General features: G+C 68.5%; 17 protein-coding genes and 1 pseudogene. 8 read left to right on the forward strand and 10 right to left on the reverse strand.

Translation table 11 applies throughout. The features are described from left to right. Positions 1-25: 25 nt before the first annotated feature. Positions 26-1138, reverse strand: coding sequence for a Gfo/Idh/MocA family protein (locus ACIA47_RS03880; RefSeq protein ID WP_203118933.1), 1113 nt, complete (start codon positions 1136-1138; stop codon positions 26-28). Then, positions 1108-1818 carry a ThuA domain-containing protein gene (locus tag ACIA47_RS03885; RefSeq protein ID WP_396705229.1) on the reverse strand — a complete coding sequence of 237 codons (711 nt, stop codon included), beginning with the start codon at positions 1816-1818 and terminating at the stop codon, positions 1108-1110. The genes ACIA47_RS03880 and ACIA47_RS03885 overlap by 31 nt, the downstream gene beginning before the upstream one ends. Before the next feature lie 879 nt (positions 1819-2697). On the opposite strand from ACIA47_RS03885, the gene ACIA47_RS03890 reads away from it, so the two are divergent. Then, entirely contained in the window at positions 2698-2826 is a 129-nt protein-coding gene (locus tag ACIA47_RS03890) for a hypothetical protein (protein ID WP_396705231.1), read from the forward strand. A 92-nt stretch (positions 2827-2918) separates the two neighbouring features. Here the strand turns inward: ACIA47_RS03890 and ACIA47_RS03895 are convergent, their stop codons facing one another. From ACIA47_RS03895 to ACIA47_RS03915, 5 genes and pseudogenes are all read right to left on the reverse strand, one after another. Further along, positions 2919-4394 carry an RICIN domain-containing protein gene (locus ACIA47_RS03895; RefSeq protein ID WP_396705233.1) on the reverse strand — a complete coding sequence of 492 codons (1476 nt, stop codon included), beginning with the start codon at positions 4392-4394 and terminating at the stop codon, positions 2919-2921. A gap of 29 nt (positions 4395-4423) precedes the next feature. Further along, a complete protein-coding gene (locus ACIA47_RS03900; RefSeq protein WP_396705235.1) occupies positions 4424-5863 on the reverse strand; it encodes a glycoside hydrolase family 43 protein in 1440 nt (479 codons plus the stop codon). 34 nt (positions 5864-5897) lie between these two features. Then, entirely contained in the window at positions 5898-7319 is a 1422-nt protein-coding gene (locus ACIA47_RS03905; RefSeq protein ID WP_396705237.1) for a family 43 glycosylhydrolase, read from the reverse strand. 262 nt (positions 7320-7581) lie between these two features. Further along, a complete protein-coding gene (locus ACIA47_RS03910; protein ID WP_396705239.1) occupies positions 7582-7755 on the reverse strand; it encodes a hypothetical protein in 174 nt (57 codons plus the stop codon). Continuing rightward, positions 7752-8211, reverse strand: a pseudogene (locus ACIA47_RS03915) (NADAR family protein). Before ACIA47_RS03915 ends, ACIA47_RS03910 begins: the two are co-directional and overlap by 4 nt. On the opposite strand from ACIA47_RS03915, the gene ACIA47_RS03920 reads away from it, so the two are divergent. From ACIA47_RS03920 to coaD, 4 genes are read left to right on the forward strand one after another with little or no spacing between them, the layout of a single operon-like run. Then, positions 8183-8308, forward strand: coding sequence for a hypothetical protein (locus ACIA47_RS03920; RefSeq protein WP_396705357.1), 126 nt, complete (start codon positions 8183-8185; stop codon positions 8306-8308). The pseudogene ACIA47_RS03915 and the gene ACIA47_RS03920 sit on opposite strands and share 29 nt — an antisense overlap. A 57-nt stretch (positions 8309-8365) precedes the next feature. Continuing rightward, positions 8366-8542 (forward strand): DUF6817 domain-containing protein, encoded by a 177-nt coding sequence (locus tag ACIA47_RS03925; RefSeq protein WP_396705241.1) that lies wholly within the window; start codon positions 8366-8368, stop codon positions 8540-8542. Beyond that, a complete protein-coding gene (locus tag ACIA47_RS03930) occupies positions 8496-8900 on the forward strand; it encodes a DUF6817 domain-containing protein (protein WP_396705243.1) in 405 nt (134 codons plus the stop codon). The genes ACIA47_RS03925 and ACIA47_RS03930 overlap by 47 nt, the downstream gene beginning before the upstream one ends. Positions 8901-8947: 47 nt before the next feature. Then, positions 8948-9364 (forward strand): pantetheine-phosphate adenylyltransferase, encoded by a 417-nt coding sequence (gene coaD / locus ACIA47_RS03935; RefSeq protein WP_396705245.1) that lies wholly within the window; start codon positions 8948-8950, stop codon positions 9362-9364. On the opposite strand, the gene ACIA47_RS03940 is transcribed toward coaD, so the two are convergent. From ACIA47_RS03940 to ACIA47_RS03950, 3 genes are all read right to left on the reverse strand, one after another. Continuing rightward, positions 9341-10195: an ATP-grasp domain-containing protein gene (locus tag ACIA47_RS03940; RefSeq protein ID WP_396705247.1), complete on the reverse strand. Its 855-nt coding sequence runs from the start codon at positions 10193-10195 to the stop codon at positions 9341-9343. The genes coaD and ACIA47_RS03940 overlap by 24 nt on opposite strands. Positions 10196-10396: 201 nt before the next feature. Further along, on the reverse strand, positions 10397-10528 hold the full coding sequence (locus ACIA47_RS03945) for a hypothetical protein (RefSeq protein WP_396705249.1): 132 nt from the start codon (positions 10526-10528) through the stop codon (positions 10397-10399). A gap of 24 nt (positions 10529-10552) precedes the next feature. Further along, the gene (locus tag ACIA47_RS03950; RefSeq protein ID WP_396705251.1) at positions 10553-11158 is read right to left on the reverse strand and encodes a disulfide bond formation protein DsbA; all 606 of its coding nucleotides are present in this window, start codon (positions 11156-11158) and stop codon (positions 10553-10555) included. A 60-nt stretch (positions 11159-11218) separates the two neighbouring features. Here ACIA47_RS03950 and ACIA47_RS03955 point away from each other — a divergent pair, with 60 nt between their 5' ends. From ACIA47_RS03955 to ACIA47_RS03965, 3 genes are all read left to right on the forward strand, one after another. Next, on the forward strand, positions 11219-11746 hold the full coding sequence (locus tag ACIA47_RS03955) for a MarR family winged helix-turn-helix transcriptional regulator (protein WP_396705253.1): 528 nt from the start codon (positions 11219-11221) through the stop codon (positions 11744-11746). Positions 11747-11789: 43 nt separating this feature from the next. Further along, positions 11790-12320, forward strand: a complete 531-nt coding sequence (locus ACIA47_RS03960; RefSeq protein WP_396705255.1) for a GNAT family N-acetyltransferase — start codon at positions 11790-11792, stop codon at positions 12318-12320. Between the two features lie 91 nt (positions 12321-12411). Then, positions 12412-13014: a GNAT family N-acetyltransferase gene (locus ACIA47_RS03965; protein ID WP_203118905.1), complete on the forward strand. Its 603-nt coding sequence runs from the start codon at positions 12412-12414 to the stop codon at positions 13012-13014. Positions 13015-13026: the final 12 nt, after the last annotated feature.

Genomic DNA, 13026 nt, shown 5'->3' on the forward strand with positions numbered 1-13026 from the left:
CCTTCCGCCTGTCAACGCGACCACCTCACGAGGCCTGATACGCCTGCCAGTCCCCGATCGGAGTGAGCGGAACCGGCGCGGGTCGCTCTACCACCGTCGTCAGCTCGACCCGCTGGCCTTCCGCCGCGGACCTGAGCAGGCTGGTCATCGTTTCGAGCACGTGCAGTGCAACGTCGCCGCCGGCGCGCGACGGACGCTCATCGTCGGCCCTGACCAGGTCGATCAGACCGATGCCCCGGGAACCCTCGGCGTAACCGGCCCGCGGTTCGAGGGGGCGCCATTCGGTGCCGCCGAGCGCGAAGAGGCGGACCTCACCGTCGAAGTAGTTCGGGTCGGGTACGGCGAGCGTGCCGGCCTCCCCGTGCACCTCGATCGGTGCGGCAGTCGTCCGGACGCCGTCGAAGCTCGTCGTGATGGTGGAGAGCGCACCGTTGGCGTGCTCCAGGACGCCGGTGAGGTGGGTGTCCACCCTCACCGGGATCCGGTGGCCGGCGCGCGGACCCGAGCCGATGACGCGCTCGGCGCGCAGGCGGCTGGCGGCTCCGGTCACCGCCCGGACCGGCCCGAGCAGGTGGATGAGCGCCGAGATGTAGTACGGCCCCATGTCCAGCAACGGGCCGCCGCCCGGGGCGTAGTAGAAGTCGGGGTTGGGATGCCAGCGTTCGTGCCCGGGAGTGACCATGACGGCCGACGCGGACATCGGGCGGCCGATGAGCCCGCCGTCGATCGCCGCCCGCGCCGTCTGCGTACCCGTACCCAGAACGGTGTCCGGCGCGCACCCGACGCGGACGCCTGCCGACGTGGCCCGTTCGATGATCGAGCGGCCGTCCGGGAACGTCACGGCGAGCGGCTTCTCGCCGTACACGTTCTTGCCGGCGTCGATCGTGGCCAGCGCGATGCCGGCATGCGCCGCGGGGATGGTGAGGTTGAGCACCGTCTGCACGTCCGGGCGGGCGAGCAGGCCCTCGACGCTCATCGCCTCGGCTCCAGGAATCGTGGCCGCGACCTCGGCCGACCGGGAGGCGTCGAGGTCAGCCACCGCGACGATGTCGACCTCAGGGTGGTCCGCGAGTGTGTCGAGGTACGCGCGGGAGATGACCCCGAGACCTATGACGCCGACGCGGTGCGGGTCGCCCACACCATCCCCCTCTCGATCACGGTGCGGACATCAGCGTGCTCCAGCACGTCGAGGCTGTGCCCCGGGGTCGTCACGACGATGCGCCCGGCACCCCACTGTCGGGTCCAGATCGCCGGTGAGGTGACCGGCCGATGCCACGGATGCCACGCCTGCGTCGGGTGGGTGGTCACGGCCAGCACGTCGATCAGGTCATCGTGCAGCACCCAGTACTGTTCGGTGACCAGGTCGAAGTCCTCGATGCCCGCAGTGATCGGGTGCCCCCGCCCGAGGTCGGTGACGCGCACCGTGTGCGGCAGGAAGTTGTCCTCCGGGCCACCGTGACGCTCACACGGCTCCCGGCCCGGATGGGTCGCGAACTGGCCGCCCACCAGGTGCAGGTATTCGGATGACGCGCGGAACGAGTCCACGATGCCGCCGTGCCAGCCGGTGAAGCCCGTGCCGGCGATGACCGCCGCGCTGAGGCCCGCCACCTGGTCCGCGGTGATCTGGGACATCGTCATGCACTGCACGACGAGGTCGGTCTCGGCCATCTCGGCGGCGTCGGCGTAGATCTCCGTCGACTCCTCGACCCGTACGGCATAGCCGCTTCGTTCGAGGAAGGGGAGGAACAACTCCGTCGCCTTGACCGGCTGGTGCCCCTCCCAACCGCCCCGAACCACCAATGCTCTCCGCTGCGCCACCGTCGCTCCCTCCCACGGTCCGTCGCCACCGGGCTGGCCGCTCCCGCCCCGACGACGTGCCGCCGATACCCGTACGTGTCGAGCACCGAAACCGTACCCGTGGGCGCCGACAAAGCCGACGTACGCCGGCTTCCAAATTCCACTTTGCCCGGTCGGCATTCGCCGCGCCACTGACGGAACCGGTGCTGGACCGGCGCAGAGGGTCGGGGCGGGTCGGGTTGGATCACAAGCGTCGCGGCGGGGACGCCACAGCGCACGGCCGGCGTCGGCATGAGCTGACGACCGTGTTGATCCCAGGGTTTGCGCTGACAGAGCGCCCATCGCGGATCAGCCGCTACGGCGGTTACCCCACTGGCGAGGGCTCTGGACCGAGCCCCGGCCGCCGAGGTGCTGACCCTTTCCGTGTGGTTGGGGCGAGGCCACCTTGCCCTTCGCGCGTCGGGCAGCCCGATTCGCCGGAACGGCAGGCGGCTCGGTCTCGGTCTCGGTTTCGGCCGTTGGTGAGGTCTCGGCAGCCACCGCGGGGGCGTCCTGGGCGGGCTCAGGCTCCGGCATCGGGTTCTCCTTGAATGTGATGGGTTCTGCGGGCCATCGACGGCCGGCGGACGCGGACTGTCGACGCCGGGGCGCGCGCCTTGACGGTAGCGCAACGCCAGGCCCAGCTGACTGCTCCCCCACTCCGACGGGACAGTCGTCACCTGCTGGCTGCCGGCGCAGACGGCGTCTTCAGCGCCCAGGACGATGGTGGGCTGCTCTGGCAGGTGGACGAGGTCGAGGCGAGGTACGCCGTCAGCTGCTGAACGAGTGCGCGCCCAATTGCCAGCGCGGGGTCGGTCGCCCTGGCGGCGACGACGCGGTGATGCTGGCCGGTTCGGCCGGATGGCCCGGAGCACCGGCCGCCGGTACGAGATGGCGGTGGCCGTGCATTTCCGGGTGCATGGTGATCAGATCGTCAAGCTCCGACTCTACGAGGACTCATTCCTGGTGGCCAACGCCTACGCCGGATGACCGGCGTCAGAGGGCCTCGCTCCGGCCCGCACATCCCGAGTACCGGTTATGCGGGCCGGAGCGTGGCTCAGTGGCTCCGTCGAGACGACAATTCAGACCGCAGTGCGGGACCACTGCTGGTTGGTGCCGGAGTTGCACGAATACTGCTTGAGGACCACTCCGTCCGCGGTCGACGCGGCCGGTACGTCCACGCACTTGTTGCTGTGTCGTGCCCGCAGCTGGAAGTAGTTGCCGTTGGTGAGCATCTGGAACTGCTGGTTGGTGCCGCTGCCGCAGGTGTACTGGACGAGCTCGGCGCCGTCGGCGGTCGACGCGCTCACCACGTCGAGGCACTTTCCGCTGTGCCGGCTGACAATGCGCCAGTAGCCGCTGCCGGCGTCCTGGAACTGCCACTGCTGCCACGCACTACCGCCGTACGTGTACTGACCCACGCGCGCACCGTTGTCGGCGTTCGGCTGCTGGACGTCCATGGCCTTGCCGCTGTGCCGCACATCGATCCGGTAGAACGTCCCCGTCGATGGCGGAGGTGTCGTCGGGCCACCGCCGACGGTGTCGCCCCACGCGTACCGGATCCGGTCCGCGCCCGAGGTGTTACGGACAGTCAGGTTGAGGTCGGTGCCGCTGCCGGTGAGAGCGAACATCGAGTACCAGTCGTAGCCGATGCTGCCGGTCTTGCCGCCGAGGGCGGGCCAGTAGGTGCCACCCATCTGGTTGTCCCGCATCACCTGGGCCATGGCCCGGATGTAGCGCACGAAGTTGTCGCTGCTGTTCGCGTCGGCGTAGTTGCGACCGTCGTTCATCGGCGCGCCGAACTCGGTCGCGACCGCGCGGGAGGCACAGTTGCCGAGGCGAGCCTGGATGTGGCTGCGGAAGGCGTCGTAGGTCATCGCGCCGTAGAAGAAGGCGTAGTAGTGGAAGGACAGCAGCGTCGAGTTGAAGCGGCTGTCGTTGCAGATGTCGCGCAGGTCCTGGCTGAAGCCGGTGCCGCCGATCAGCACCCGGCCGGGCACCGCCGAGTAGTGGTAGCTGAGCCAGTTGGCGGCGACGTTGCGCCACTCCGCCGAGCTGTAGCCGTGCGGCTCGTTCATCGGCTCGAAGTAGACGTTGGTGTTCGTGCCGTACGTGTTGGTCACCGTGGACCACATCGCGTTCCACGCGGCGAGGTTCGTGATCCTGCCGCCGGAGGCGGCGCCGTCCTCCCAGTAGGCGAGGATGACCTTGAAGCCGCGGGCGGTGGCCGCGTCGATGGCGCCTCGGTACGCCTCCCACCAGGCCGTCCCCACCGTGTGGGTGTTGATGGGCAGTCGGATGGTGTTGACCCCCATGGTGGACGCCATGTCGTCGTAGAGGGCATTGGCCTTCGCCCGCACGGTTGCGTTGCTGTCGGACATGCTCAGGCCCTGCACGACGAGCGGGCTGGTCTTGAAGTTGTCACCCAACATGGCCCAGTTCATGCCGCGGAACTGGTTGGTGGCGGCGGTGGCCGGCGACGACGCGACGGCGACGACGCCAACCATCGCCGTCAACGCGGCCACCAGGGCGCAGAGCACCCGTCGATGTAGTGCCACAGTCGGAACTCCTTGAAGAGGGACCAGGTTCAGCTGGTCACGCGGAAGGTGGCGTCGGCACGGCTCTGCGCGTCGGCCACCGGGTCGAGCCGGAGCAAGTAGGCGTAGTGCCGGAGGTAGCGGTCCGGGTGGCTGTAGGACTGGAACGACGTCCACGACGAGTTGGCGAGGCCGGCGACCTGCCGGAAGGTGGCGTCGGCGGCGAAGGTGGCGGTGCCGTCGTTAGCTTCCAGCCGGAAGTCGTATCCGTAGTGGCGCAGGTAGTGGCCCGGGTAGTTGACCGACTGGATGGAGACGGTGCCGGAGCCGACCAGGCCGGGCACCAGCCGCCACTGGCCGTCCTGGGCAGGGCTGATGTTCGGGTCGATGCGGACGTCGTAGTCGTGGTGCCGCACGTACCGGTCCTGGAAGTTGTACGACTGGATCCGGTTGACCGCGGTGGCGGGCCAGCGGGCGAGCACCCGGTTCTGTTCGGCAGCGGTCAGGTTGAGGATCGAACCGTGCCGTTTCTTGGTGCCGCCCATCGCGTACGAGCCGGACGCCGGCAGTCGGTAGCTGCCCGGGCTCGACGGATCGGTGGTCAGGACCGGCAGGTAGCCGCGCCCGCTGGCGTACTGGTCTAGGTAGAGAACCCATTCGTTACGGTTGTTGTACTTCATCCACATCGGGCCTTCGACCTGGGCACCGGTCAGCCCGATGCCGGAGAGGTTCCCGAGGCTGGTCCAGGTGCCGAGGATGGAGTTGCTGCCCTCAATGGCGATCTGGCCGTCCCGGGAGGCCCGGACGTAGCGGTAGGCGCCGACGCCGGCCGGCACCTCGACGATCTGGGTGTCGATGATCTCCTGGTTACCGGGTCGGTTGACGTAGACCTGCGGTGTGGTGACGCTGCGGAAGTTCGCCGTTCGCGCGGAGTAGATGCGGTGCTTGGTCGCGCCGTTGAGCGGGACGTTCGTCGCCCAGTAGAGAACGTAGTCACCGGTGGCCGGGTTCCAGATCGCCTCCGGAGCCCAGGCGTTGCGCCCGTCTGGAATTGCGCCGGCGACGTTCAGCAGCCACGGCGCCGACCAGTTGACCAGGTCGGTGGATTCCCACACGACGAGGTTGCGGCTGCCGTTGTTGATCGCGGTCGACCAGTCCTGACCGCAGCCGATGCACAGGTCGGTGGCGATGATCCAGTACCGGTCGCCGGCCGGCGAGCGCACCAGGGCGGGGTCGCGGACGCCACGGGTGCCGACGGTGGACCGCAGCACGAGACCACCGTTGTTGAGGTCGGTCCAGCGTAAACCGTCGGTGCTGTGGGCGAAGTAGATCTGCTGGTCGGTCGACGACTCGCCGGTGAAGTGCGCCATCAGGTAGCCGACGGTCGGGTCGAGCGCGGCCGCCTCCTTCGGTGTCGCCGCCGACCAGGTGGCGAACAGCAGGCTCGTGGCCACCGCAACCGCGCAGAGCCGGGCGAGAACTCTCGGCATGTGTCTCTCCTTCGCGCAGGGGCTTGTCAGTCGACTAGAGCGTCGGCACGACGGGCCGGATGGTGCCGTCGATGCTGAACTCCATCCGGTCGATGGCGGTCTCGCGGTTGGTGCCGTTGCCGGTCGGTACGGCGAAGCGGTGGTAGGCGATGTACCAGGTGTCGCTGCCAGGTGCCCGGACCACAGAGTGGTGACCGGTGCCCTTGATGCCGACGTCGAGGCGCTTCTGCAGCACCACGCCGCGCCTTGTCCACGGCCCGAGGGGTGAGGAGCCGGTGGCGTAGGCGACCCGGTAGTCCTCGCTGCGCGTGTCGTTCTCCGACCACATGAAGTAGTAGAGACCGTTGCGCTTGAACACGAACGGCGCCTCGTTGTAGCCCGACGGGGTGATGACCCGCGCCTGCGTCGCGTCGAAGGACACCATGTCGGCGTTCAACCGCACCGCCCGCGCGACGCCCTGCCCCCAGTACAGGTAGGACTGCCCGTCGTCGGTGAACACCATGGGGTCGATCGTCTGCCCGCCGGAAAACTGGTCGCTGCGGATCAGCGGCCGGCCCAGCGCGTCACGGAACGGTCCAGTGGGGCTGTCGGCCACCGCCACACCCAGCTGTTTGGCGGTGTTGCCGCTGGCCGCGCCGCCGCTGAAGTACAGGTAGTAGCGGCCGTTGGCGCTGGCCACCGCCGGCGCCCAGGCCGAGTTGTCCGCCCAGGAGACGTCCGGACCGTGGTCGAGGACCACGCCGTGGTCGGTCCAGTTGACCAGGTCCGCCGAGGAGAACGCCTTGTAGTAGGTGCCGGCCCAACTCGCGTAACCGTCGGTGGTCGGGTACAGGTAGTAGCGGCCGTTGAACACGGCAAGGTGCGGGTCGGCGAAGAGACCCGGGATCACCGGCCCCTTGCTGGTCCTGGGTGCCCAGGGCGCGACGAGGCGGAAGGCGCTGTCCGCCCGGAACGCGGCCGTGTCCTGGTAGGCGTCGAGCCAGAGCGCGAAGTCCCGGTGCCGGATCCGCCGGTTCGGATAGTTGTACGAGACGAGCGCCACCGACCCGCTGACCGAGCCCTCCACGGCACAGAAGGTGGCGTCGGCCCGGAACGCCGCGTCGCCGGTGTTCGGGTCGACCCGGAGCCGGTAGTCGCGGTGCCGCAGGAACATGCCTGTCCTGGTCTGGAACGAGTAGCACGTCGGCGACGCGAGACCGTTTACCGCTGTGAAGGTGGCATCCAGCTTGGTCTGGTTGGCGCTGCTGGAGGTGACCGGGTCGAGTTGACCGAGATAATCGATGTGCCGCACGTACCGTCCGGCCTGGTTGACAGCTTCCAGCGAGACGGCGCCGGTCGGCAGCGTGGCGGCATCCGCCGGCCCGTCGGCCACCACCACGACAGCCGCGGCGGCCACGGCGGACAGCACGAGCAGGGCACGTAGACGCGTCGTCGATGCTCCCGACAAAATCACCATCCCGGCCCCTCCGGTAAGATCATCTATGTTAGCGTTAACAAGAGCTGGCGGTATCCGGGCCCAGGCTTGGGCGGCCCTGGCGACAGGTAAGGTGTTCGCACGCGATGCCTTTGGCCGTCACACGACCACAGACACAATGTGTTCGGCTCGTTAAGTTCGCGTTGCGGACAAGTGTTAGCGATCGCATCTACGGGTGTCAAGGGATCGACGGTTGCCGCTCCCCCACGGCTCCGGTCACGTCACCCATCATCGACACCCTCGGTCAGACCGTGCCGTGGCCCTCCTGAAGCCATCGATGGACGGCGACAAAGTCCGCCTCGGTCAGGCCCGTAACGCCCGACGGACGTCTCTGGCCAGCCGGTCGGGTCTTGAACGGAATCAGCGGTCCGTCCACATCGAGGAAGATCACCGGACGTCCGGCGAAGCTGGGAGTCACGCCGGAACCGTCCCCTGACGCCCTTGATCCTCGAGCGTCTCTCGCACCTGCATGAGCGCGAAGCCGAGCAGGTTGAGTCCTCGCCAACAGGCGGGGTCGCCAGCAGCCTGATCGTCGCGGTTGGGGCCGATGCCCCAGATCCGGTCGACCGGGCTGGCCTCCACCAGGACTCGCTGCCCGGTAGCCAGCAGAAACGCCCGGAGCGCGGGATGCTGATCGAACTTCGCACGGTTGCCGGCCACCACGATCGCGAAGCGGTGTTCGCTCCACGTCTGCTGATCGAAACCCGCGACGCGTCCCCAGCACCTTCGCGGCGTGGGGATGCGGCGCGGCGAGGATCTGTTCCGCCATCGTGCGGTCGCCGAACAGGATGGCCTTGCGCCACATCATGTAGTGCTCCGCAGTGGCGAACCGCAGCTTGTCGGCGGTGAACGGCGCTGGCCACCACTGGCTCAAGCAGCCTGCGGCACCAGCGTTCCGCGTACCCCGCATTTTCGACCGCGTCGACGTGCTCGCGGCCGCCGCGTCGCCAGACGTGCCCACGGCGCTGTGACGAATTGCCCACGTCAGGCGGCCATCAAATCCGACGGCCGGTACCTACAGTCGGACCATGAGCACCGACGACGGCGTGCGGGTCTGGCTCCGCCGGCAGGGAGCTGAGCAGATCGCCCATCCCGGAGGCAACCTGTACGCCCACCTCTGTCGAGTCAGCGAACGACTCGCCGCACTCGGCTGCGCGCGTGACGTGCAGGCCGCAGGTCTCACCCACGCCGGTCTACGGCACTGACGGGTTCGACCTCACCCTGCTTGGTCGGACCGATCGTGCCGTGCTGCGCGATCTCGTTGGCGCCGACGCCGAGGAACTCGTCTATCTGTACGGCGGCTGCGACCGTGGACGCAGCTGGCGGGAGTTGGCAACGACCGGCGAGGTGTTCGACCGCTTCGCCGGTCAGGTGCGGACGCCCGACGAGACTCAACTTCGGTCGCTCGTGGACCTGAGCATCGTCAACGAACTGGACGTCGTCGAGCACGATCCTGCGATGGCGGACCGGCACGGGGCCTACTTCCGGGAGCTGTTCGCCTCGTGGGCCCCGATCGCCTCGGAGCAGGTCATCCGCGATGCGCAGCGGGTCCTGCGGCAGTGACACCCGAATCGCCGCGTCCGACAGCACGGACGCCCGGCCACGTACGGGTGCGAGCCGTCTACCCCGGCAGCTTCCATCCCTTCACCCCGGGGCATGTGAATGTGGTGAGCCGGGCACGCGCTCTCTTCGACGAAGTGGTCGTGCTCGTCGCCGTCAACAGCATCAAGCATCCGGGCAGCGACGAAGAGGAGCGGGCGGCCGCAGTCCGGGCGGTGCTGCCGGTGGAGTGGACCTCGGTCACCGTCGCGGCCTGGAGCGGGTTGACCGCCACCTACTGTCGTCTCCGGGAAGTAGGAGTGATCGTCCGCGGAGTGCGTAACACCACCGACCTCCGGGCTGAGTACCAGCTCGCGGCGATGAACCAGTCGCTGGGCGTACCTACGGTGTTTCTGCCGGCGCAGCCCGAACTGGCCGCTGTGTCGTCGACAGCGGTGCGCACGCTAGGGGCGTGGCGGGTCGAGTAGGGCGGCGACCATCGCTTCGGGCTCCATGGTGGTCGGCCTATCGCTGACCTGCCCGTCGCCGAGTTCGATGACCCGCCACACGTCGTCGGCGCGTAGGGCGAGGTCCACGGTGACGAAGGGCAGACCGAGCCCGGCGATCATCGGGGCGACCGGCTCCAAATCGATCTCGACCGAAGGGCGGTCGTTCGGGGTGTCCGGATGCGGGCCGATCAGGACGCAGTGGCCGTTGACCCACCAGGTGCGTACCTCGGCGGAGGTGAACCGCTCGAAGCGGCGCAGCACGAACCCGCCCACGAAGTCGTCCTCGCGCAACTCCAGGAACCGGCTCGCCACTCTCCAGACGGCCACCGCGTCGTCGAGCTCGGGGATGAAGGCCGCGTCGTCCCAGTAGTGCTTCATCGACTTGGTGTAGTCACGCAGGACCGCCGGCCCCGCCCCGAGCGCGACGCGCGCACGGTCAAGATCTGCCTGATCCGAGCCGCGGGTCCACACCGACGCGGGAGTGACCGCCGCCAGCGCCGCGTACCAGCCGGGCAGCTCATGTGCCCGCCGATACTGCTCACCACTGGTCCTCAACACCACACCGCGCTCGGCGAGAGCCTCGGCGAACGCCGCGTACCGCTCACTGCGCAGCATCCAACCGCGATAGACCGCCGCACCGCTGCCCGAGACCGAGGCCACCGCCCGACGTACGTCATCGCCCCGCGCCAACGCGTCGTGGTCGACCACCGCCACCTGGAACCCGGCGGCACGGGCCGCGTCAGCCTCGGCAGTGAAGTGCTCGTCCGGATGGCGTGGACGCAGCGGGTTCGCGGGAACGATCAGGATCACCCTCGTATCCTGCCCCCGGAAACTGGTTGCCCGTCGCCGGGGTCGCGCCGACGATCAGTCGATGCCCAGTGACCAGGCGACCCCCCGGCGGGTGTACGAGAAGGGTGGACCGAAGGCGTCAGCTCTGGATGGAGAACGTAAAGACGACGCCGCTGTGGTCGGACCTGGTGCCACCGACAATGTCGTAGTCGGTCATCCACATCAGCTGGTGTTCGGGCAGCCGCTTCCCTTGTGCCGGTACTTGACCCAGTTGTTGTACCGCGCGGGCGGCACTTCGCCCGGGCCGTTGGTGTCACAGACGAAGATCGATCCCTTGTCGAGTACGTCGAACATGCTCCGCCGGTGGCCGGGAGGGAGTTACGCGAACGTGAGGCCGTCGGACCGGGCGCGTTTGAGCTCGGAGAAAGCCCGGCAGCCGGCGAGCAGGCGAGCGCCGTCGAAGATGCGGACGGCCTCCTCGCCACGAGGGATCGAGGTCAGTACGGGGCCGAAGAAAGCCACGTCGTTGACGACGACCGTCGGGGTGCCGAGGTCCTCGCCCACCAGTTGCTGTGCGTGGGCGGTGCTCGCCCGCATCTGCGGGTCGAGGTCGCTGCGGTGGGCGGCGTCGGCCAGGTCGGCGGGGAGGCCGGCCTCGGCCAGGGCCAGCGGGACGACGGTGTCGAAGTCCTTGTCGCCGGCGTCGTGGATCCGGCGGCCGAGCGCCGGGTACAGCCGTGCGAGGGCGGCGGAGCCGTGTTGCGCGGCGGCCGCCACACACACCCTGGCCGGACCCCACGCCCGGTCGTTGAATTCGCGGTACCAGGGCTCCAGGTCACGATGCTCGTTGATCACCGCGAGGCTCATCACCTCGAACCGCAGGGTGAGCGGCCGCATCTTCGCGACCTCCATGAGCCAGCGGGAGGTGATCCAGGCGAACGGGCAAGACGGGTCCACGTACGCCGTGACCACCGGAGCTGACATTCGAGCCGAATTGTCTTCCATGGAAGACAATTTATCTTCCCCGGAAGGTAAGATGCAACAGTGGAAGACGACCGCATCGCCGACATCGTTGGGCAGTGGGGTCGCGAGCGACCAGACCTCGACCCCACTCCATTGCTGATCATCGGTCGCATCCAACAGTTGGCCGCCGTACTCGATGAGGTCCTGCGACCGCCGTTCGCCGCCGCGGACCTCGGCAACGGCGACTTCGACGTGCTCGCGGCGCTGCGCCGCGAGGGCGAGCCCTACACGCTCACGGCGGGCCAGCTGAGCCAACGGATGCTTGTGACCACGGGAGCGGTGACCAAACGGGTGGACCGACTGATCGCCCGCGGCCTCGTGTCGCGCTCGGTCTCCGCAGCCGACGCGCGCGGCAGGGTGGTCGGGCTGACTTCGACCGGCGTGGCGTTGACCGACCGGCTCATCGAGGAACATCTGGCCAACGAGGCGGCCATCCTTCGCGGCCTCACCGACAGCGACCGCAGAACACTTGAGCGCCTACTGGCGGCGATGAATCGGACCCTGGCCTCCGGAGATTTTGGACCCGGGGGCGGGGGCCACGAGGGGTGATGCCCCCGGCATGATCGACCGATCCTCGGATTACCATTCGGGCATGGACGACACCACCCGCGGCGTACGCATCAGACGCGGTGGCCCGGCCGACGCACCCGCCGTCTTGGACATGCTCGACTCCGCAGTGGTCTGGATGAACGATCGCGGCAACACCGAGCAGTGGGGCACGAGGCCGTTCTCGGAGAAACCCGAAAGGGCCGAACAGGTCGATCGGTACCTGACCGAGAGTCTCCCCTTCATCGCGGAAGTGGACGGGACGCCGGCCGCAGCCCTGGTGTTGGATTCCGGGCCCGACCCCCGGGCACCGATCGCGCCTGCGGAAGAACCCGAGCGCTTCGTCCGCCTACTGGTCTCCGACCGACGATTCGCCGGCCGGAAACTCGGGTCGGCCCTGTTGGCACACGCGGTGGAGGAAACCCGGCGAGCCGGCGTGCGATTGCTACGGGTCGACTGCTGGGCGGGCGGCGGCGGCGAATTGGTGGCGTACTACGAGCGCCACGGGTTCACTCCCACCGAGACCTTCCTGGCGGGATCCTGGCCGGGGCAGGTGCTGGCCCAGCGGGTCGACTGAGCCGTGCGCCCTGTGCCAGTGAGGATGGGGCGGGGGCATCGGACTGATATTCGGGCGTCTCGCCGGGGTGCGTCCACTAGCGTCCCGCCTCATGGAGAACACCACCGTACGCACTGAACGCCTCGAGCTTCGCCCGGTGCGGGACGAGGACGTCGACCGGATCCTGGAGTACCGCAATCTGCCGCAGGTCACGCGCTGGCTACTCCGCACGCAGGTCGACCCTGCCTCCTACCGCGCGGCATGGCGACGCGCGGCCGCAGACCCCGACGACCACAGCATGGCGGCCACGCTCGACGGCGTGGTGATCGGAACCGTCTCGCTCGACGTCGTCGACGGCATGGGTCAACCCGGCATGCCACCACGGACCGAGGCCCAGCTCGGCTACATCTTCGATCCAGCCTACGGCGGACGTGGGTACGCAACCGAGGCGGTGACCGCGGTGGTGGCGCACGCATTCAACCGGCTGGGCATTCGGAGAATCACCGCTGGCTGCTTCGCTGACAACCTCGCCTCGGTGCGCATCCTCGAAAAGGTCGGCATGCGTCGTGAGCAGCACGGCGTCGGCGATTCCTGGCACACCGATCTGGGCTGGGTCGACGGTTACACCTACGCCATCCTCGCCGAGGCATGGCATCGAGAGACAGCACCGTCGGAGCAGCCGGTCGCGTCCATATCGGTGCCGCGAGCGCGGTGAACCAACAGCGCA

Source organism: Micromonospora sp. NPDC051227 (assembly GCF_044455385.1).
Classification (GTDB): Bacteria; Actinomycetota; Actinomycetes; order Mycobacteriales; family Micromonosporaceae; genus Micromonospora.

Coding starts and splice junctions, on each gene's coding strand:
- ACIA47_RS03890 (WP_396705231.1), top strand. CDS start 2,698: ATGGCCCGGAGCACCGGCCGCCGGTACGAGATGGCGGTGGCCGTGCAT.
- ACIA47_RS03900 (WP_396705235.1), bottom strand. CDS start 5,863: ATGCCGAGAGTTCTCGCCCGGCTCTGCGCGGTTGCGGTGGCCACGAGC.
- ACIA47_RS03905 (WP_396705237.1), bottom strand. CDS start 7,319: ATGGTGATTTTGTCGGGAGCATCGACGACGCGTCTACGTGCCCTGCTC.
- ACIA47_RS03925 (WP_396705241.1), top strand. CDS start 8,366: ATGAGCACCGACGACGGCGTGCGGGTCTGGCTCCGCCGGCAGGGAGCT.
- ACIA47_RS03945 (WP_396705249.1), bottom strand. CDS start 10,528: ATGTTCGACGTACTCGACAAGGGATCGATCTTCGTCTGTGACACCAAC.
- ACIA47_RS03950 (WP_396705251.1), bottom strand. CDS start 11,158: ATGTCAGCTCCGGTGGTCACGGCGTACGTGGACCCGTCTTGCCCGTTC.
- ACIA47_RS03960 (WP_396705255.1), top strand. CDS start 11,790: ATGGACGACACCACCCGCGGCGTACGCATCAGACGCGGTGGCCCGGCC.
- ACIA47_RS03965 (WP_203118905.1), top strand. CDS start 12,412: ATGGAGAACACCACCGTACGCACTGAACGCCTCGAGCTTCGCCCGGTG.